The organism is Georhizobium sp. MAB10 (assembly GCF_045012825.1).
In the GTDB taxonomy this organism is placed as follows: domain Bacteria; phylum Pseudomonadota; class Alphaproteobacteria; order Rhizobiales; family Rhizobiaceae; genus Georhizobium; species Georhizobium profundi.
The window spans coordinates 3,996,414-4,015,710 of the sequence record NZ_CP118314.1 but is presented as its reverse complement, the minus strand read 5'-3'; the positions used below and the strand labels follow the sequence as shown (position 1 = coordinate 4,015,710).

22 protein-coding genes are annotated in these 19,297 nt (G+C 63.2%); 11 read left to right on the top strand and 11 right to left on the bottom strand.

Annotation, left to right across the window (positions count from 1 at the left end):
- A complete protein-coding gene (gene aroB / locus PU133_RS19235) occupies positions 1-1,131 on the top strand; it encodes a 3-dehydroquinate synthase (protein ID WP_404864596.1) in 1,131 nt (376 codons plus the stop codon).
- Positions 1,128-2,429 (top strand): HlyC/CorC family transporter, encoded by a 1,302-nt coding sequence (locus tag PU133_RS19230; RefSeq protein WP_404862980.1) that lies wholly within the window; start codon positions 1,128-1,130, stop codon positions 2,427-2,429. The genes aroB and PU133_RS19230 overlap by 4 nt, the downstream gene beginning before the upstream one ends.
- Positions 2,430-2,435: 6 nt before the next feature.
- Here PU133_RS19230 and PU133_RS19225 read toward each other — a convergent pair whose 3' ends face one another.
- Positions 2,436-2,714, bottom strand: coding sequence for a BolA family transcriptional regulator (locus PU133_RS19225; RefSeq protein ID WP_126012441.1), 279 nt, complete (start codon positions 2,712-2,714; stop codon positions 2,436-2,438).
- A 113-nt stretch (positions 2,715-2,827) separates the two neighbouring features.
- On the opposite strand from PU133_RS19225, the gene PU133_RS19220 reads away from it, so the two are divergent.
- The 4 genes from PU133_RS19220 to PU133_RS19205 all read left to right on the top strand — a co-directional run bounded on the left by PU133_RS19220 (position 2,828) and on the right by PU133_RS19205 (position 7,455).
- On the top strand, positions 2,828-3,454 hold the full coding sequence (locus PU133_RS19220) for a J domain-containing protein (protein WP_126012438.1): 627 nt from the start codon (positions 2,828-2,830) through the stop codon (positions 3,452-3,454).
- Between the two features lie 78 nt (positions 3,455-3,532).
- A complete protein-coding gene (gene cobS / locus PU133_RS19215) occupies positions 3,533-4,528 on the top strand; it encodes a cobaltochelatase subunit CobS (protein ID WP_404864595.1) in 996 nt (331 codons plus the stop codon).
- 15 nt (positions 4,529-4,543) lie between these two features.
- On the top strand, positions 4,544-6,454 hold the full coding sequence (gene cobT / locus PU133_RS19210; protein ID WP_404862979.1) for a cobaltochelatase subunit CobT: 1,911 nt from the start codon (positions 4,544-4,546) through the stop codon (positions 6,452-6,454).
- A complete protein-coding gene (locus tag PU133_RS19205) occupies positions 6,451-7,455 on the top strand; it encodes an esterase-like activity of phytase family protein (protein ID WP_404862978.1) in 1,005 nt (334 codons plus the stop codon). Before cobT ends, PU133_RS19205 begins: the two co-directional genes overlap by 4 nt.
- Here PU133_RS19205 and PU133_RS19200 read toward each other — a convergent pair whose 3' ends face one another.
- Both PU133_RS19200 and rpmB read right to left on the bottom strand, forming a co-directional pair.
- Complete coding sequence (locus tag PU133_RS19200; protein ID WP_404862977.1) at positions 7,456-8,091, bottom strand: queuosine precursor transporter; 636 nt, start codon at positions 8,089-8,091, stop codon at positions 7,456-7,458.
- Between the two features lie 84 nt (positions 8,092-8,175).
- Positions 8,176-8,478 (bottom strand): 50S ribosomal protein L28, encoded by a 303-nt coding sequence (rpmB, locus tag PU133_RS19195; protein ID WP_126012426.1) that lies wholly within the window; start codon positions 8,476-8,478, stop codon positions 8,176-8,178.
- A gap of 283 nt (positions 8,479-8,761) precedes the next feature.
- Between rpmB and PU133_RS19190 the strand changes: the two genes are divergently transcribed.
- Complete coding sequence (locus PU133_RS19190) at positions 8,762-9,553, top strand: DUF3108 domain-containing protein (protein WP_404862976.1); 792 nt, start codon at positions 8,762-8,764, stop codon at positions 9,551-9,553.
- 69 nt (positions 9,554-9,622) lie between these two features.
- Positions 9,623-10,504, top strand: a complete 882-nt coding sequence (locus PU133_RS19185) for a DMT family transporter (RefSeq protein WP_404862975.1) — start codon at positions 9,623-9,625, stop codon at positions 10,502-10,504.
- Here PU133_RS19185 and PU133_RS19180 read toward each other — a convergent pair.
- The 3 genes from PU133_RS19180 to PU133_RS19170 all read right to left on the bottom strand — a co-directional run bounded on the left by PU133_RS19180 (position 10,493) and on the right by PU133_RS19170 (position 12,291).
- Complete coding sequence (locus tag PU133_RS19180) at positions 10,493-10,975, bottom strand: cupin domain-containing protein (protein ID WP_404862974.1); 483 nt, start codon at positions 10,973-10,975, stop codon at positions 10,493-10,495. The two genes, PU133_RS19185 and PU133_RS19180, sit on opposite strands and share 12 nt — an antisense overlap.
- Complete coding sequence (gene gloB / locus PU133_RS19175) at positions 10,975-11,745, bottom strand: hydroxyacylglutathione hydrolase (RefSeq protein ID WP_404862973.1); 771 nt, start codon at positions 11,743-11,745, stop codon at positions 10,975-10,977. The genes PU133_RS19180 and gloB overlap by 1 nt, the downstream gene beginning before the upstream one ends.
- Before the next feature lie 111 nt (positions 11,746-11,856).
- Positions 11,857-12,291 carry a VOC family protein gene (locus PU133_RS19170; RefSeq protein ID WP_126012414.1) on the bottom strand — a complete coding sequence of 145 codons (435 nt, stop codon included), beginning with the start codon at positions 12,289-12,291 and terminating at the stop codon, positions 11,857-11,859.
- A 206-nt stretch (positions 12,292-12,497) separates the two neighbouring features.
- On the opposite strand from PU133_RS19170, the gene PU133_RS19165 reads away from it, so the two are divergent.
- Complete coding sequence (locus PU133_RS19165) at positions 12,498-13,289, top strand: class I SAM-dependent methyltransferase (RefSeq protein ID WP_404862972.1); 792 nt, start codon at positions 12,498-12,500, stop codon at positions 13,287-13,289.
- Here PU133_RS19165 and PU133_RS19160 read toward each other — a convergent pair.
- The 4 genes from PU133_RS19160 to PU133_RS19145 all read right to left on the bottom strand — a co-directional run bounded on the left by PU133_RS19160 (position 13,240) and on the right by PU133_RS19145 (position 15,989).
- Positions 13,240-13,764, bottom strand: a complete 525-nt coding sequence (locus PU133_RS19160) for an RES family NAD+ phosphorylase (RefSeq protein WP_404862971.1) — start codon at positions 13,762-13,764, stop codon at positions 13,240-13,242. The two genes, PU133_RS19165 and PU133_RS19160, sit on opposite strands and share 50 nt — an antisense overlap.
- The gene (locus PU133_RS19155) at positions 13,757-14,122 is read right to left on the bottom strand and encodes an antitoxin Xre/MbcA/ParS toxin-binding domain-containing protein (protein ID WP_404862970.1); all 366 of its coding nucleotides are present in this window, start codon (positions 14,120-14,122) and stop codon (positions 13,757-13,759) included. The genes PU133_RS19160 and PU133_RS19155 overlap by 8 nt, the downstream gene beginning before the upstream one ends.
- 68 nt (positions 14,123-14,190) lie before the next feature.
- On the bottom strand, positions 14,191-14,805 hold the full coding sequence (metW, locus tag PU133_RS19150) for a methionine biosynthesis protein MetW (protein WP_126012402.1): 615 nt from the start codon (positions 14,803-14,805) through the stop codon (positions 14,191-14,193).
- A complete protein-coding gene (locus PU133_RS19145; protein ID WP_404862969.1) occupies positions 14,802-15,989 on the bottom strand; it encodes a homoserine O-acetyltransferase in 1,188 nt (395 codons plus the stop codon). Before PU133_RS19145 ends, metW begins: the two co-directional genes overlap by 4 nt.
- A 161-nt stretch (positions 15,990-16,150) precedes the next feature.
- Here PU133_RS19145 and hisC point away from each other — a divergent pair, with 161 nt between their 5' ends.
- Positions 16,151-17,257, top strand: a complete 1,107-nt coding sequence (gene hisC, locus PU133_RS19140; protein ID WP_404862968.1) for a histidinol-phosphate transaminase — start codon at positions 16,151-16,153, stop codon at positions 17,255-17,257.
- 57 nt (positions 17,258-17,314) lie between these two features.
- Complete coding sequence (locus PU133_RS19135) at positions 17,315-18,247, top strand: prephenate/arogenate dehydrogenase family protein (protein WP_404862966.1); 933 nt, start codon at positions 17,315-17,317, stop codon at positions 18,245-18,247.
- Between the two features lie 31 nt (positions 18,248-18,278).
- Here PU133_RS19135 and PU133_RS19130 read toward each other — a convergent pair whose 3' ends face one another.
- A complete protein-coding gene (locus tag PU133_RS19130) occupies positions 18,279-19,256 on the bottom strand; it encodes a DUF2125 domain-containing protein (protein WP_404862965.1) in 978 nt (325 codons plus the stop codon).
- Positions 19,257-19,297 lie beyond the last annotated feature (41 nt).

Genomic DNA, 19,297 nt, shown 5'->3' with positions numbered 1-19,297 from the left:
ATGCAGCAGGTCGAAGCCGGTGCTGGCCGACGCGTCCAGGTTCCCCTCGGGGATCGGGCCTATGAGATTGTCATCGAACCCGGAGCGCTGCGCAACGCCGGGGCACTGATCGCCAGGCGTCTGCCGAAGGCCCGTGTTGCGATCGTCACCGATGCGACGGTCGCCGGCTTTCACCTCGGCTCGCTCCATGCCGCATTGGACGAAGCCGGGATCGGTCATGAGACGATCACGCTGCCAGCCGGTGAGAAAACCAAAAGCTTTGCGCATCTCATCGACGTGGTTGATGCCGTGCTCGCCGCAAGGCTCGAGCGAGGCGACGCGATCGTTGCTCTTGGCGGCGGTGTCATCGGCGATCTCGCCGGCTTTGCAGCCGGCATCGTGCGCCGGGGCATGCATTTCATCCAGATCCCGACCTCGCTGCTCGCGCAGGTGGACAGTTCCGTCGGCGGCAAGACGGGGATCAATTCGCCCCATGGCAAAAATCTGGTCGGCGTCTTCCACCAGCCGTCGCTGGTCATCGCCGATACAGCAGTGCTCGACACGCTGTCGCCGCGCGAATTCCGCGCAGGCTACGCCGAGGTCGCCAAATACGGGCTGATCGACAAGCCCGACTTTTTCGCCTGGCTGGAGAAGAACTGGCAGCGTGTGTTCGATGGCGGACCGGAGCGCGTCGAGGCGATCGCGGTCAGCTGCGAAGCCAAAGCAGAGGTGGTGGTCGCCGATGAGCGCGAAAGCGGCCGCCGCGCGCTGCTCAATCTCGGCCATACATTCGGCCACGCGCTGGAGGCCGCGACCGAGTACGATGGGTCGCGCCTGGTGCATGGCGAGGGTGTCGCGATCGGCATGGTCCTGGCGCACGAGTTTTCGAACCGGATGAACCTTGCCAGCGCCGATGATGCCGCCCGCGTCGCCGCGCATCTCAGCCAGGTCGGGCTACCGACGCGCCTTTCCGATATCCCGGGTGGCCTGCCGCCTGCCGAACGCCTTCTCGATTTGATGGGGCAGGACAAGAAGGTCGTTCGCGGCCGCCTGACCTTCATCCTGACGCGTGGGATCGGCCAATCCTTCATCGCCGATGATGTTCCCCCGGCGGAAGTTCACGCATTCCTCAAGGAGAAGCTGGCGCAATGACAGCAGATGCCTTCGCAAGCTTCATCTCGGACTATTGGCTGACCGCACTCGCGATTTTCTGCCTGATCGGGGCTTCCGCGTTCTTTTCGGGATCGGAAACGGCGCTCACCGCTGCATCGCGCTCGCGCATGCATACGCTCGAGACCAATGGCGATCCGCGCGCCGGCGTCGTCGGCAGGCTGATCGATCGCCGTGACAGGCTGATCGGCGCGCTGCTGATCGGCAACAATCTGGTCAACATTCTAGCCTCGTCGCTGGCGACGAGCCTGCTGCTCGGTATTTTCGGGGATTCGGGTGTGGCCGTCGCGACCATCGCGATGACGGTTCTGCTCGTGATTTTCGCGGAAGTTCTTCCGAAAAGCTGGGCGATCTCCGGGCCGGACCGCTTTGCATTGGCCGTCTCCAAACCGGTGCGGATCTTCGTCAAGATCTTCGGCCCGCTGTCCTCGGTGGTGAACTGGATCGTCCGCAAGATCCTCGGGCTCTTCGGCGTCACGCTGTCGGCCGAAACCTCGATGCTCTCGGCCCATGAGGAACTGCGCGGCGCGGTCGACCTGTTGCACCGCGAGGGCTCGGTGATCAAGGCGGACCGCGACCGTTTGGGCGGCGTGCTCGATCTCGACGAACTCGAAGTGTCCGACATCATGGTTCACCGCACTGCGATGCGCATGGTCCATGCGGAAGACTCGCCGGAAGCGGTGGTCCGCACCATCCTGGACAGCCCGCATACCCGCATGCCCGTCTGGCGTGGCCAGACCGACAACATCATCGGCGTTGTCCACGCCAAGGACCTGCTGCGTGCGCTGGCCGATGTCGGCAACGACCCGGCGCGGATCGATATTGCCAAGATCGCCCAGAAGCCGTGGTTCGTTCCCGACACGACCAATCTCAAGGATCAGCTGAACGCGTTCCTACGCCGCAAGATGCACTTTGCCATCGTCGTCGACGAATATGGCGAGGTCGAAGGCCTCGTGACGCTCGAGGATATCCTGGAGGAAATCGTCGGCGAGATCGCCGACGAGCACGACATCGACATGCAGGGCGTGCGCCAGGAGGCCGACGGCTCGGTCGTCGTGGATGGCCAGGTGCCGATCCGCGATCTCAACCGCGCGCTGGACTGGAGCCTGCCGGACGAAGAGGCGACGACGATCGCCGGCCTTGTCATCCACGAAAGCCAGATCATTCCGGACGAGCGCCAGGCTTTCACGTTCCACGGCAAGCGCTTCACCGTGATGAAGCGCGAGAAGAACCGCATCACGCGGCTTCGGATCAAGCCGCTGGAAGACGTGGTCGGCTGACGCGCCTTACCAGCGGGTGGTTTCGCCGGGAGCAGCGGGTTCGAGCGCCAGCGCATGGATGCCCGCTTCGATTTCCGGCGCGAGAAGCTCGTTCAATGCGCGGTGCCGCTCGATCCGCGATTTGCCCGCAAAGGCCGGCGCGACGATCCGCACGCGAAAGTGGGTTTCGCCCGTGCCATCGAACTCGCGGTGGCCCGCATGCAGATGGCTTTCGTTGATGACTGCCAGCCGCTCCGGCTGAAACGCGTCCCTGAGCTTGCGCTCGATCGTTTCTTCCATGCTCATGGTCGCCCTCGTTCAGCTTTCGTTGCAGCAGGTGATGCGCTGCCGCATAGGGAGCCACATCGCCAATTGTCAATCCTTGTTCGCGCCCTTGGGGCGCCCCATAATGTCAGACGATGAAACTGGATTCGAAATATTTTGACCGCATAAGGGTCAAGGGCAAGGCAAGGGCACGTCCCGAGCCGACCACGCCTGTCTGCCAATGGGACGGATGCAACGAGAAAGGCACCCACCGCGCGCCCGTCGGACGCGAGGCGGAGGGGCAATATTTCATGTTCTGCGTCGACCATGTGCGGCAGTACAACAAGGGCTACAATTATTTCTCCGGCCTCTCCGACACCGAGATCGCGCGCTATCAGAAAGAGGCCCTGACCGGCCACCGTCCGACCTGGACGGTCGGCGTCAACAAGGCGGCCAAGGCAAGCCCGCAGCAAAGCCAGGCGCGCTCCGGCAGCGCGGCTTCGCAGGCACGCATGCGCGATCCCTTCGGCTTTTTCGGCGAGGCACGGACACGCGCGCGTCGTGGAGAACCGCGCCAGCGCAAGTTGAAGACGCTCGAGACCAAGGCGTTCGAGACGCTGGGGCTCGATGGCTCCGCCGGCTCCGACGATATCAAGACGCGCTACAAGGCGCTCGTGAAGAAGCATCACCCCGATGCCAATGGCGGCGATCGATCGTCGGAAGAACGATTTCGCGCCGTGGTTCAGGCCTATCAATTGTTAAAGCAGTCTGGTTTCTGTTAGAGCCAATCAAGTCGACGGGACATCGCGCCTCCCGCGGCACCCTCTCAAAAAAGAAGCCGCTGCCAGGCGGATGACATGATGAACAAGATCGACATTGCCATTGAGAACCTTCCCGACACGACGGTGTCGGTCCGCGAGACGTTCCGTATCGACAGCGATATGGATGTGCCGGCCTATTCGTCCGTCGATGCCTATGTACCGGAACTCGATCCGGACTATCTCTTCGACCGCGATACGACGCTCGCGATCCTGGCGGGCTTTGCGCATAACCGGCGCGTCATGGTCTCCGGCTACCACGGTACCGGCAAGTCGACCCATATCGAGCAGGTCGCTGCACGGCTGAGATGGCCCTGCGTACGCGTCAACCTCGACAGCCATGTCAGCCGTATCGATCTCGTCGGCAAGGATGCGATCGTCATCAAGGACGGTCTGCAGATCACCGAGTTCAAGGACGGTATTCTGCCTTGGGCCTACCAGCACAATGTCGCGCTCGTCTTCGACGAATACGACGCTGGTCGCCCGGACGTGATGTTCGTCATCCAGCGTGTACTGGAATCCTCCGGCCGCCTGACGCTGCTCGACCAGAGCCGCGTCATCAGGCCGCACCCCGCGTTTCGCCTCTTCGCGACGGCCAACACGGTCGGCCTTGGCGATACGACCGGCCTCTATCACGGCACCCAGCAGATCAACCAGGCGCAGATGGACCGCTGGTCCATCGTGACGACGCTGAACTACCTGCCGCATGACAACGAAGTCGGCATCGTGTTGGCCAAGGTGAAGAGTTTCGACACGGAAAAGGGCCGCGATACGGTCTCGCGCATGGTGCGTCTGGCCGACATGACGCGCTCGGCCTTCATGAACGGCGATCTGTCGACCGTCATGAGCCCGCGCACGGTCATTACCTGGGCCGAGAATGCGCGCATCTTCGGCGACATCTCGTTCGCCTTCAGGGTCACCTTCCTCAACAAGTGCGACGAACTGGAGCGCACGCTTGTGGCAGAGCAGTATCAGCGCGCCTTCGGCGAGGAACTGAAGGAAAGCGCCGCGAACATCGTTCTGGATGCCCATAACTGAAAGCGCTGAACGAGCATGGCAGGACGCGGCGATAACTCCAAAGGAAAGCCTGGCGGCCCGGTCGACACCGAGCCGTTCAAGCGCGCGCTTGCCGGCTGCATTCGTTCGATTGCCGGCGACCACGAGCTTGAGGTCGTCTATGCCAACGAACGCCCGGGCCTGACGGGCGAGCGTGCCCGCCTTCCCGACCTGCCGAAGCGTCCGACCCGCCACGATCTTGCGGTGACCCGCGGCATCGGCGACTCCATGGCGCTGCGCAAGGCGTGTCATGACAGCCGCGTCCATTCGAGCATGGCCCCTGCGGGTTCCGATGCCCGCGCGATCTACGATGCAGTCGAACAGGCCCGCGTCGAGGCGATCGGCACGAGGCGCATGTCGGGCGTTGGCGACAACATCGCATCTATGCTCTCCGACAAATACGCCAAGGCGAATTACAAGGGCATCACCAACCAGGAAGATGCGCCGCTCGAAGAGGCCGTTGCGCTGCTCGTGCGCGAGCGCCTGACGGGCCGCGCCGTACCGGAATCGGCCGGCAAGGTCGTCGATCTCTGGCGAAGCTGGATCGAGGACAAGGCAGCAGGCGACCTCGACAATCTCGTGAATGCCGTCGACGACCAGCAGGCTTTCGCCCGCGCCATGCGCAACATGCTCGCCTCGATGGAGATGGCCGAGGATTACGGCGAGGACGAAGACCAGGAAAGCGAAGACAACGAGGACGACAACGAAGAACAACCGCGCTCGAACGAGGACAAGGAGGACAGCGCCGACGAGGCTGCAGGCTCCGACAGCGCACCTTCGGAGGACAATGACAGCGCCGAAGACCAGTCCGAGCAGGGCGAGATGGACGGCGCGGAAGTCTCCGAGCAGGACTTCGACGAGGATATGGATGAGGAGGCGGATTCGCCCGGCGAAACCCGTCGGCCGAACTTGCCGCTGTCCGACATCAACGAGAAGGTCGACTACCGCGTCTTCACTGAAGCCTTCGACGAGGAAGTCGCATCCTCCGATCTCTGCGACGAGGCCGAACTCGACCGGTTGCGTGCTTTCCTCGACAAGCAGCTTGCCCATCTGCAGGGAGTCGTCGGACGCCTGGCCAACCGTTTGCAGCGCCGTCTGATGGCGCAGCAGAACCGCGCCTGGGATTTCGATCTGGAAGAGGGCTACCTCGATCCGGCACGCCTGTCGCGACTGATTATGGATCCGATGCAGCCGCTTTCCTTCAAGATGGAGCGCGACACGAATTTCCGCGATACTGTGGTGACGCTGCTGATCGACAATTCCGGCTCGATGCGCGGCCGCCCGATCACCGTCGCCGCCACCTGCGCCGACATTCTTGCGCGTACGCTCGAGCGCTGCGGTGTGAAGGTCGAGATCCTCGGTTTCACCACCAAGGCCTGGAAGGGCGGGCAGGCACGCGAGAAGTGGCTTGCGGAAGGCAAGCCGACGAGCCCCGGCCGTCTCAACGATCTGCGCCACATCGTCTACAAGTCCGCCGATGCCCCATGGCGCCGCGCGCGCCGCAACCTCGGCCTGATGATGCGCGAAGGCCTGCTCAAGGAAAACATCGACGGCGAGGCGCTGATCTGGGCGCACAATCGCCTGCTGGGCCGGCCTGAGCAGCGCCGCATCCTGATGATGATCTCGGACGGCGCGCCGGTCGACGACTCCACGCTTTCGGTCAATCCGGGCAACTATCTGGAACGCCATCTGCGCGCCGTGATCGAGGAAATCGAGACGCGTTCGCCGGTCGAGCTTCTCGCCATCGGCATCGGCCATGACGTCACACGCTACTATCGCCGTGCTGTCACGATCATCGATGCCGAAGAACTGGCAGGCGCCATGACCGAGCAGCTCGCAAGCCTGTTCGAAGATGAGCAGGCGTCCTCCGCAGGGAGGCGCGGCCCGGCGATGCGCAGGGCCGGTTGACGCGCACACGCTGCGGCCTGCTCCTGGCGACCACGATCTTCGCGGCTGGCTGTGCACGCGCGCAGGATGCCGAGAGCGACGCGCTAATTCCGATCAACGCCCAAGCCATCGACACGTTTCGTATCGGGTCCGATGAAACGCGCTTCGGTGCATTCGAATTTCGCGGCGGGCTTGAGTTCTCTTCGGAAGGCGGCGTGGTCGGCGGCATGTCGGCGATCCGCTATGACGGCAGTGCCGATGCCTTCATAGGCGTGATGGACACCGGCAACTGGTATCGCGGCCGCATTCTGCGCGACGACGACGGCCGCATGCGCGGGCTCTCCGATTTTCGCATGGCGCCTATCCTCAGCGATGCGGGCGCACCCCACGAGCGCAAGTCTCAGGCAGATGCCGAAGGGTTGGCCCTCGACGGCGACCGTCTGGTCGTCGGCTTCGAGCACAATCATCGCGTCGAAATCTTCGATCGTTCGAGCTTCCCTCCTGCGCCGCCGGAAGGTTCGATGTCGATGGTCATGCCGCGCGCCGAACTTCGCCGCAACGCCGGCATCGAGACGGTGATGGTCGCGCCCGAGGATGGGCCGCTTGCCGGTGCGCCAGTGCTGGTCAGCGAGCGCAGCGTCAATGCCGATGGCGACATCTACGCAGCGGTGCTTTCGGGCCCGCAGGAAGGCGTCTTCTTCGTCAAGCGGCACCCACCCTTCGACATAACCGACGGCGCGTTTCTGCCGGATGGTGACATTCTCCTGTTGGAGCGCCGTTTTTCGCTGAGCGAAGGCATCGGCATGCGCATCCGCAGGATCGCGGTAGCCGATATCCGGCCCGGCGCCGTGGTCGATGGGGACGTCGTGCTCGATGCCAGTTTCGGCGATCAGATCGACAATATGGAAGGGCTCGACGTCATCGAGCATGCAGATGGGCGGATCAGCGTCATCCTCATCTCGGACGACAACCACCTGTTCCTTCAGCGAAACCTGATGCTGGAATTCGAACTGGTCGAATGATCAGGCCGGCCGGGGCTGGCCATCGTTGCGCATGAGCGCCAGCAGCGCGCCGTAGGGCGCGAGCATCACCATGGATACGACCAGCTTCACCCCAAGATCCCCAAGCGCCCAGGAGAGCCAGCGCGGGGCCTCCAGAGCGATCAGACCGAGCAGCGGCGCGGATGCGATCGCGAACGAGTCATTGGCGCCAAGGACGCCGAACACGGGCGCAAAGGCCAACGAGAAGAAGATGATGGTATCGACAATCGATCCGATCACGCTGGAGATCAGCGGTGCCTTCCACCAGGCGGCGCGGCGCAGACGGTCGAAGATCGACACGTCGAGCAACTGGGCGACGAGGAAGGCCGATCCGGATGCGATGGCGATTCGCGGGGTGGCCAGCCAGACAGACAGCACCACCGCGACCGCGAAGCCAACCAAGACGACCCGGCGAGCTGCCTGCGGGCCGTAGCGGCGGTTCGTGAGGTCGGTGACCAGAAAGGCGACAGGGTAGGTGAAGGCGCCCCAGGTCAGAAGATCGGCGAGATCGTACCCGCCGATGGTCGCCTGGACGGGAAACTGAACAAGGAAATTCGATGCCGCGACGACGAGCGCCATGGCCGCAATGAAGGGTGCGTGCTGCTTGAGAGCCTGCATTTTTTTATCCTGGGTGATGCCACCAGTTGAAATGAAAGGGCGCGGACGAAGGATCGCCGCGCCCTGATGTCTATGCTCGAAAGCTTAGGCTGCCGCGGCAGTCTCGCCGACGTTCTTCTTGGCGATCTGGCGCTTCAGCAGGCGGGCGCGCATGGAAAGCTCGCCTTCCTTGGCCTTCAGCAGGAAAGCGTCGAGGCCGCCACGGTGCTCGACCGAACGCAGCGCATGCGCGGAAACGCGCAGACGGTAGCTCTGGCCAAGCGCGTCGGAAATCAGCGTGACGTTGCAGAGGTTGGGCAGAAAGCGGCGGCGCGTCTTGTTGTTCGCGTGGCTCACATTGTTGCCCGACTGGACGGCTTTGCCGGTCAATTCGCAACTGCGGGACATGGGTGCACCTTCATTCTTAATCGGTCTGAGTTCGTCATCGGGCCTTCAAAGCAAATGCGTTACCGGATCGCATATCCGGCCGCACGTCGCCGCCCGTTATCGGAAAAGTCGCGGTTCTATAGTCAGCGAGCGAGCCGCCGTCAAGCGAAACGGGCGAATTGAGTGGCACATCGCACGCTTTCCGGGGACCCGCCCCAGACTTGCCCGGCCACGCCCACAAAATCATCGCTATTTGCACGCTATGAATGGACCGAGAAAGACTTGAGCACAAGGAGCAAAAGCCTTGAAGAGCTGTCATTTCGCCATCGCCCCCTGCGCGATCGCAACCATCCTGCTCGGCGCGAACGTCGCCGCTGCCGAGCCGTCCACCCACCGGGCCGATTATCGGGTTGCCTATATCGGCCTGCCAGTGGCGCGTGCCACCTTCACCACCGTCTTCGATGGTGATCGGTTTACCGTCGCCGGCGAAATGCAGTCGGCGGGCGTCGCCAATATCGTGGGCCGCACCACGGGCTCGACGACCGTCTCCGGCGTGAAGGCAAATGATCGCATGCAGGCCGAGCGGTATGTGGTCGCTTATTCTTCCGGCAACGACGAGCAGCGCATGGAAGTCGACTTCGACAACGGGTCGGTCACCTCGGCGATCCTGACTCCTGAAAAGAAGCGCACGCGTGAAGATTGGGTACCGGTGCCGGAAAGTGACATGCGCGCCGTGCTCGACCCGATCGCAGGCGTCATGATTCCTGAAGGCAGCGACGTCTGTGATCGCACACTGCCGATCTTCGACGGGGAAACGCGTTACGACATTCATTTGAATGAAGCCGGCACGCAGCCTTTCCAGGCGGAGGGCTACGATGGAACGCCTTTCGCCGCGGAGGCGATCGTCTGCACCGCCCGCGCCGAACCGAAATCCGGCTACCACGCCAGGAACAGTTCCATCCAGTACATGCGCGAGATGAATGTCGAAGTCTGGTTCGCCCACAACGAACAGGCAGGCATCTACGCTCCTGTCTATGCGCGTGTGCCGACGAAGCTCGGTCCCGTGACGATCACCGCGACCCATTTCGGTTCTTGACCGGCCGCGCGCTTGCCCGATAACGCTTGAGGCATCGGCCCACCGAGAGCGGGCCTCGGGGGCAGACGGGTGAAGGCACAAGCGACGGCGATCGGATTTTCGGCGATCCTGATGTGGTCGCTGCTGGCACTCTTCACCGCGGCATCCGGCGCCGTGCCGCCTTTTCAGCTTTCAGCGATCTGTTTCACGATCGGCGGCCTGATCGGCCTCGTCTTCCTCATCTGCGATCCGAAGCGGTGGCATGCCTTCAGGCAGCCATGGCCCGTCTGGGCGCTCGGAATCGGCGGTCTGTTCGGCTATCATTTTCTCTATTTCACGGCCTTGAGGAATGCCCCGGCGGTCGAAGCCGGCCTGATCGCCTATCTCTGGCCGCTCCTCATCGTCGTCGGCTCGGCGATGCTGCCCGGCGAGCGCCTCGGCTGGCATCACCTAGCGGGCTGCGCGGCTGGTCTTGCCGGAACAGTGCTGATCATCTCCAGGCAGGGCATCGCTTTCGAAGGAGGTTATCTTTTCGGCTACGCCATGGCGTTTCTGTGCGCCTTCACCTGGTCGGCCTATTCGCTGCTGTCGCGCCGCTTCGGCGTCGTGCCGACGGATGTGGTGACTGGCTTCTGCCTTGCGACGGCGGCACTGTCGCTCATCTGCCACCTCGGCCTGGAGGAGACAGTGTGGCCGCAGACGACGCTGCAATGGCTGGCCGTCGTCGGCCTGGGGCTGATGCCCGTCGGCGGCGCGTTCTATGTGTGGGACTACGGCGTGAAGCACGGCGACATCCAGGTGCTCGGCGCTTCGAGCTACGCTGCACCGCTCCTGTCGACGCTGATCCTGATTGCGGCCGGCTTTGGCGAATTGACCTGGCGCATCGGGATCGCCTGCCTGCTCATCACCGGCGGCGCGGCACTTGCTGCAAAGGACCTGATCGTCCGCAAACGCCCGGCCTCAACCGCCTGATGAGGGCCGCGGCGTCGGCCGCCAGTTGGGTTCCGCCATCTCGAACTGGTCGAAAACGAAGCCAGGTGCCACCGTGCAGCCGACAAGCGTGTACTCGCCAAGCGAGCACGCCGTCTGCCAGCAGCCTGCCGGCACGACGATCTGCGGGCGCTGCCCCATCAGGATGTCCGGACCCAGCCGATGGCTTTCGGCGTCGTGGCCATTGGGCGAGAGCGTGATGGAAAGCGGCGCACCGGCATAGAAGTGCCAGACCTCGGCGGCATCCTTGACCCGGTGCCATTCGGAACAGTCGCCGGCTTCGAGCAGATAGTAGATGGCGGTCGAATGGCCCCGTTCCCCGGGCACACCATCGCGGAACGTTTCCGAATACCAGCCGCCTTCGGGATGACGCTTCAGCGCAAGCGCCTCGATGATCTGGCGCGCGGTGGCGGGATATGGCATTTCCGCCGCATCGAAATCCTGGCCGAACATCAGAAGCGGTCTTTCCGGCGCCGGATTTCGGCGAAGACTTCCGTATCGCTGGCATTGTCCATGCCGAGCGTGCGGCGGATGCCGGGATCGTGCGGTCTAAGGAACGGATTCGTCGCCTTCTCACGGCCGACGGTGGTCGGCGCCGTCGGCTTGCCCTCCGCGCGAAGGGCCTCGATCTCTTTCAGGCGATCCGCCAGTTCGGCATTGTCAGGATCGACGGTAACAGCGAAGCGCGCGTTGAAAAGCGTGTATTCGTGTCCGCAATAAACCGCGGTGTCGTCTGGCAGCGCCATGAGCTTCTGCAGTGAGGCCCACATATCCGCCGGGCTTCCTTCGAAAAGACGCCCACAGCCAAGCACGAACAGCGTGTCGGCGGCAAAGAGCAGTTTGTCCTCGGGGAAGTGGTAGCAGACATGGCCCATCGTGTGGCCGGGTGTGGCGATGACGTCGACAGGCCGGCCCGCGAAGGTGATCCGGTCGCCATCCTTCACGCTCTGGTCGATACCTGGAATGCGGTCCGCTTCGGCCTCGGGGCCGAGGATCGTCGGACCGAAACGCTGTTTGAGATTGATGTTGCCTTCGACATGGTCGGCGTGGCGGTGGGTCGTGAGAATATGCGTCAGCGCCCAGCCATGCTCGTTCAGCTTGATGCGGATCGGCTCTTCTTCCGGCGCATCGATCGAGGCGGTCTCGCCGCTTTCGGGATCGTGGACGAGAACCGCGAAATTATCGTCGCGGCTCATGAACTGGTCGATGATCAAGTGCGCCATGGGCCGTCTGTCCTCGCTTTGCCTGCCGTGAGACCCAATGTGACCATCGGGCCGGCCGGTTCAAGAGGGACAATTAGCCAGTAAGGCAGCGTCGGATCCGTTCGCCGCGCGTCAGGCCGCGATCGCGGACTTGCTCGGCTTCATCTCCAGCGCTTGGTAGATGTTCCAGAGATGACCGAACGGGTCGATGATCGAGCTGGCAATCCCGCCGTGGCTGGAAAGCGTCGGCCGCACCCGCACCGTGGCGCCGGCGATCTCTGCCTTCTCGGTCACGGCCGGCACATTGTCGACGGCGAGCGCCATCAGGCAGGTGGAGGTGCCGACGAAATCGGGCGATTTAGGCCCGCTCGGAATCTCATCGGCATCGCGACGGGGATTGGCGCCGGAAACGCCGAACATCTGCTCGCCGATGCGAAGTTCGAAGGAAAAGGGCGTGCCGCTGCGCAGCCGATGAACATGAATGATGGAAGCACCGAAGGCGCGGACATAGAACGCAGCCGCAATGTCTTCTTCGCCGTGTTTCACGATGAGGATCGGCTTGATCATGAGTGCGGGCTCCTTGGCCTCTGTTGATTCGTCGGTGTTCCCTTCACGAACGTGATGAGCGCTCATTCGGCCGAAATGTGGCCGGGACCGTGGTAAAGGCGAGGCCAGTTGAAGGCAGAGGCCGCCTTACAGATTGACGAAAGATCATCGGGGGACGCTCGTGCCCCGGCATTTCGCATGTAACACCGATGCGATAGGCTCGAGCCATGAACGTCGATATCGTTGATCTGCGCCAGTTCTATCATTCTCGCCTGGGGCTGGCTGCCGAGCAGGCGATCGGCATGGCCCTGTCAGCAATCTGGCAGCCGATCGCCAATGAGCGCCTGATGGGGCTCGGCTATGCGCTGCCCTATCTGGACCGGTTTCGGACCGACACCGAACGCAGCTTCGCGTTCATGACGGCAGGGCAGGGAGCCGTCAGCTGGCCTGCGGGCGAGCCGTCGTCTGCCGCTCTGGTATTCGATGAGGAACTGCCGCTGCCGGATGCAGCGCTCGACCGCATCCTCATGGTCCACTCGCTCGAATTCGCTGAGAACCCCCGCGAAACGCTAAAGGAAATGTGGCGCGTTTTGGCGCCCGCCGGCCGGCTGATCATCGTGGTGCCCAACCGCCGGGGCATCTGGGCCCGCTTCGACAACACGCCCTTCGGTGCGGGGAGACCCTATTCGCGCGGGCAGCTGACGCGGCTTCTGCGCGAAACGAACTTTACGCCGGGCGCATCCGGCGAGGCGCTGTTTTTCCCGCCGTCCAAGCGCCGCTCGATCCTGCGGCTGCGCAATCTGATGGAGCGGATCGGTCGCAAGGCGTGGCCGGTGTTCTCCGGCGTCATCGTTGTGGAAGCCCAGAAGCGGCTCTACCAGGGCCTGCCCGTCGCCACCCGCGCCTCTCGCCGCGTCTTCGTCCCCGTGCTCGCGCCACAGGGCGTGCGCGCCGGCCGGGTCACCGACATCAAAGCCAAGATGCCGGTGACAGGGGAAGCCGTCGTTCTGGATCGATGACTTCCAGTTTGGCTGGTCCGGTTTCGTTCCAGGCCCAGAGTGCCATGCATCGGCCGCCGCGTGACATGAAGGATGGGTAGAACACGCCGTCGTACCCGGCCGCCAAAATAGCGCGCCTCACTGCATACGCAGTCGGCTCTTCACCACGGTCGACGAGCGCGCGCCACTCCTCCTCGTGGATGTCGTGGGAAACGCCGAAGCGTTCGAGAACCGCTTCGCCGGTCAGGTCGGCAATGGCTGCGTTGGAAAGGCGCAAAAGCGCTAGCAGAGCGGGATGCTGCGTCAGGCCTTGATTGTACTCGGACCATGCTGTCGACAACTCGAGCGCGGCGTAGATGGTTGGAGCGCCGACGGGGTTCCATCGACCGCCGAAAAGGCTAGCCCCGGCTCCGGAAAGTGGTGCATGGGCCCATCGTGGGACGTAGGCACGAAAGAGTTCGAAGGCATGTCGGGGTGGAGCTGCCGCGTTAGGCATAGACGCCTGAACGCACCGCTTCCAGATAGGAGAGCACCTTGTCCGCTTTGCCTTCGGTTGTAAGGTCGAATGCGGTCTTGCCACCCCAACCGGGGATTGGTTGATGCTTGAACCAGACGACTGCGCGCTCTTCGGATCCCGCCATTTCGGACGCCATGGCGAGAATGCGGACCAGCGGGCTGAGGGCTTGGTCGACTTTCTTGGCCCCTGATTTCGCCGTAAGCGTGTTGCGGGCGACACCTGCCAGCTTCGCCAACTCCGACAGGGTGACGCCGAGGTACTCCGCAACACGCCGCGCAGACAGAAAAGCGCCGTCGGCAAATGCCGCTGCATTGATATCGAGGGCCGCGTTGGACATGACAACTCTTTACGCTGTTTGAGCGATCATCGATCATATTAGGCTCAAACAATGCCCAATTCAAGCAGTCATCGCCTCAGCAGAAATACCGCCTGCTGGCCGAAGAGGTTCCAGAGCGACCACGGCATGCTGACGGCGAGTTTCTGGCCGGCGCCGTTGAGCGCTTCGGCGCGGTCGATCGTGGCGCCGACTTCCTTCGTCAGGGAGACGAAGTCGCGCATCGTGCAGAAATGGATGTTGGGCGTGTCGTACCATGAATAGGGCAGGTCACGCGTGACCGGCATGCGGCCCTTGAACATCAGCGAGGCGCGCACGCGCCAATAGCCGAAGTTCGGAAAGGACACGATCGCGTAGCGGCCGATGCGCAGCAATTCGTCGAGCACGATTTTCGGATTGTGCGTCGCCTGGATCGTCTGCGACAGGATCACGTAGTCGAAGCTCTGGTCCGGATAGTGGACGAGATCGTGGTCGGCATCGCCCTGGATGACGGAGAGGCCGCGCGCCACGCATTCGTTCACCCCGCGCTGCGAGAGCTCGATGCCGCGCCCGTCGATGTTCCGGCGCTCCTGCAGGATCTCCAGGAGCGTGCCGTCGCCCGAGCCAATGTCGAGGACGCGCGCGCCGTCGGCGACGAGGCTGGCGATGACCTCGAAATCGATGCGGTTCGTGGAATTGACCGTCATTGCGCAAGGCCCCGCGATTTGGCGGCCGACATGATGAAGCCGTTGATCGTCGCCGTCATGACCGGTTCGTCGAGGAGAAAGGCGTCATGACCCTTGTCGCTCTCCACCTCCACAAAGGACACGGATGCGCCGGTGGCGTTCAGCGCATGCACGATCGCCCGATTCTCGAAGGTGGGAAATAGCCAATCGCTGGTGAACGACACGAGGCAGAAGCGCGTGCGCGTTCCGCGGAATGCTTCGGCGAGCTGGCCCTCATGGTCGGCGGCGAGGTCGAAATAGTCCATCGCACGCGTCATGTAGAGATAGGAATTGGCATCGAAGCGGTCGACGAAGGTCAGCCCCTGGTGGCGCAGATAGCTTTCGATCTGGAAATCCGCATCGAAGCCGAAGCTCGGCGCATCGCGGTCCTGGAGGTTGCGGCCGAACTTGCGGTGCAGCGCCGCCTCGGAGAGATAGGTGACATGCGCCGCCATGCGCGCGACGGCGAGGCCTTTCGACGGCCGCGTGCCTTTCTCGAGATAACGCCCTTGCTGCCATTCCGGATCGGCGATCACCGCCTGGCGGCCGACTTCGTGGAAGGCGATGTTTTGCGATGTATGCCGCGCACCGGTCGCAAGCGCGATCGCGGTGTGCACGCGCTCTGGATAGCTGGACGCCCATTGCAGCACCTGCATGCCGCCCATCGAGCCGCCGATCACCGAAAACAGCTGGTCGATGCCGAAATGATCGACCAGCATCGCCTGTGCCCGCACCATGTCGCGGATGGTGATCACCGGAAGATCGAGCGCGAAAGGTTTTCCCGTAGCTGGATTGGGCGATGCCGGCCCCGTCGAGCCCATGCATCCGCCAATCACGTTGGAGCAGATGACGAAGAAGCGGTCGGTATCCACCGGCTTGCCGGGCCCGATCAGATTTTCCCACCAGCCGGGTTTTCCAGTCACCGGATTGGTGCTGGCACAATGCTGGTCGCCCGTCAGGGCGTGGCAGATGAGGATCGCGTTCGACTTGTCTGTGTTCAGCGTGCCGTAGGTGCGGTAGGCGATCTGGAAGGGCGAAAGCAGCGTTCCGGCATCGAGCTGAAGCGGCTTGTCGGCGCCGAACCGCAGCACGTCGCTGGACGGATTGACGGCCTCCGAGCCGGCATTGGTCGTCAGACTTTCGAGCGGTTCGCTGGCCACGGTCATTCGTCCCAAATCTTCTTACCGCACGTCGCGCGGCGAGGTGAGGTAGGGTTGCGAACCACCGGGTGTCAATCCCCGCGGCTCTTGGCGCTCTCGACTTTTGCGTGGGGGGAAGCTATGGCAGCCGGGTTTCCATCGCCCTCGAAGACCTGAGCGCCAGACCGATGACCATGCAATTCGCCAAGGATGCCCCGATCCCGAATCCCGGTGTGATGGACATCGCTGCCTATGTGCCGGGCAAGGAGAGCGCGCCGGGCGTGGCGAAGGTCTACAAGCTGTCGTCCAACGAGACGCCGCTCGGGCCGAGCCCGAAGGTGCGCGAGGCGCTGGAAAACGTGCTGCAGCACCTGGAAATCTATCCGGACGGCTCGGCAACGAAGCTGCGCGATGCCATTGCCGAAGTGCACGGCCTGAACCCGGCCAACATTCTCTGCAGCAACGGCTCTGACGAACTGCTCGGACTGCTTTGCCAAACCTATCTCGGCGCCGGCGACGAAGGCATTTTCACCGAGCACGGCTTCCTGGTCTACAAGATCCAGATCATGGCGGCAGGAGCCACACCCGTGATCGCGCCGGAAACTGGGCTCAAGGCTGATGTGGATGCGATCCTCGAACGCGTGACCGAACGCACCAAGATCGTGTTCCTGGCCAATCCCAACAACCCGACCGGCACCTACATGCCGGCCGACGAAGTGCGCCGCCTGCATGCTGGGCTGCCGCCACACGTCGTTCTGGTTCTGGACGCGGCCTATGCGGAATATGTGCGCCGCAATGATTACGAATCCGGCATCGAGCTCGTGTCGGCCAACCGCAATGTCGTGATGACGCGCACGTTTTCGAAGATCTATGGCCTGGCTGCGCTGCGCATCGGCTGGATGTACGCGCCGGCTGCGATCGTCGATGCGGTCAACCGGGTGCGCGGGCCGTTCAACGTCAATGCCGCTGCGATCGCTGCCGGTGCGGCGGCGATCCGCGACCGCGCGCTGGTCGATCGCGCGATTGCTCACAATGACGAATGGCTGCGCCGCGTGAGCGATGCGCTGACCGAGCTCGGCCTCGAGGTCACACCTTCGGTCGGCAACTTCGTGCTGATCCATTTCCCGAAGGACGGCCCGCACACGGCGGAAGCGGCCGACGCCTATCTGACGGCGCGTGGTTATATTCTCAGGCGCGTCGCGGGCTACGGCCTCCCAGATGCGCTGCGTATGACTATCGGAAGCGCCGAAGCCAACGAGGGCGTTCTCAACGCTCTGAAGGAATTTCTGAGATAGCGTCTCGCCCGGCGCGCGAAAGCGTCACGCCGCGACGACGCGGAATTGAATGAGACAATGGAACATACGAAGTTCAGAAAAATAGCGCTGATCGGCATTGGCCTGATCGGCTCCTCGCTCGCACGCGTGATCCGCCACAATAGCCTTGCCGATCATATCGTGGTCGCCACGCGCTCGGCCGAAACGCTGGGCGAGGCACAGGCTCTCGGTCTGGGCGACAGCTACACCACATCGAATGCCGAAGCGGTCGCCGACGCCGATCTCGTCATCGTCTCCGTCCCGGTCGGTTCGTCGGCCGCAGTCGCCGAAGACATCGCAGCCCATCTGAAGCCGGGCGCAATCGTCACCGATGTCGGCTCGACCAAGGCGTCGGTCATCGAGCAGATGCGCCCGCATATGCCGGTGGGCGTTCACTTCATCCCCGGCCATCCGATCGCCGGCACCGAACGCTCCGGTCCCTCGGCCGGCTTTGCGGAGCTGTTCGAAGGCCGCTGGTGCATCCTGACGCCGCTCGAAGGCACCGATCCGGACGCGCTCGAGCGGCTCACGCGCTTCTGGCAGGCTTGTGGCTCCACCGTCGAAGCCATGGATCCGGCCCATCACGACATGGTGCTCGCCATAGTGTCCCACCTGCCGCACATCATCGCCTACAACATCGTCGGCACGGCCGACGATCTGGAAGCAGTGACGAAGTCGGAGGTCATCAAGTACTCCGCGTCTGGTTTTCGCGATTTCACGCGTCTTGCTGCGTCCGATCCGACCATGTGGCGCGATGTCTGCCTGCACAATCGCGATGCGATCTTGGAAATGCTGTCGCGTTTTTCCGAAGATCTCGCATCGCTGCAGCGGGCGATCCGCTGGGGCGATGGCGACAAGCTGTTCGATCTCTTCAGCCGCACGCGTGCCGTGCGCCGATCGATCGTCGAGGCTGGCCAGGACGTGGATGCCGTGGATTTCGGACGCCAGGCGACCCGTCTGCCGGGCGAATAGCGTTTCCAAAAACAGCGGAATTTCGAAAGGGTCAGATGGGCGGGATGCGGCCGATCGGAATAATGCCGAGGGCCACCCGCCCGTCGCTCACCTGAAGCGTGACGCTGACGGTGTCGCCGCCGCCGCCGAAGGCACGCAGGAAGCCCGTTGCGGTTTCGATCGTGCCTTCGGCACCCGGCATCTGGGCGGCGATCAGCGCCTGCCAGTCCGACAGCCGCTCGATCCTCAGATCGAACGCGCCGCTGATCAGCCCATTCTCTGCGATCTCGAAAGGACCGTTGAGCACCGCGCGCCCGCCGCCGTCGATGGCCGCTGTCGCGTTGGTCAACCGACCGGATGTGCCACGCAGTTCTTCGCTTGCCAATCGCCGGCCGGCGAGGAAGTCTGCCCCGTTGCTGAAGATCGCTTCGGCGACGACGTCGAAGGAGGGCAGGTTCGCAGGCGCAACAAGCCCGCCGAGGCGCGCGCCTTCCAGCATGAATGCCAATTCGAGATCTTCGCCATTGCGCCGCGTATGAAGCTGCAGTGTGTTGGCGGTTGCATCGATTGCACCACCCTCGATCTGCGCAACCACGGCGTTACCCTGAAGAGATGCGCGTGACAGGCCGGCGGTTCCAAAGACGGTGCTCGATTGCAGCGCCTGCCAGTCGAGCGCAAGGCTCGCACCGTTGGCGAGAACCGCGTTCACGGGCGCTTCGAGTTCGGACACCACGTGATTTGGCCGGTAGATCTGAGCAGCCGAGCGGAATGCGGCCGTCGTCACGCTGAGGTCGCCATTGCTCGGATCTGAAGCGCTGATGCCGTCGCAGAAGACGCCGAGCCGGAACGGATAGCCGCGCACGTCAAGATTGTCGCACTTAAGCGTAACACCATCATCGGAAAGGCTGGCGATCAAGCCTTCTACGCGTGCTGCGAGCTGACCTGCGAGATAGTACCAGCCGGCCGAATAGATGCCGACGCCGATGACTGCGAACATCGCGAGCAGAACGATCTTCGTGGACGGACGCATCCCGCGCTTGGCGCTTGACCTCTCCACACCTATCTCCAATT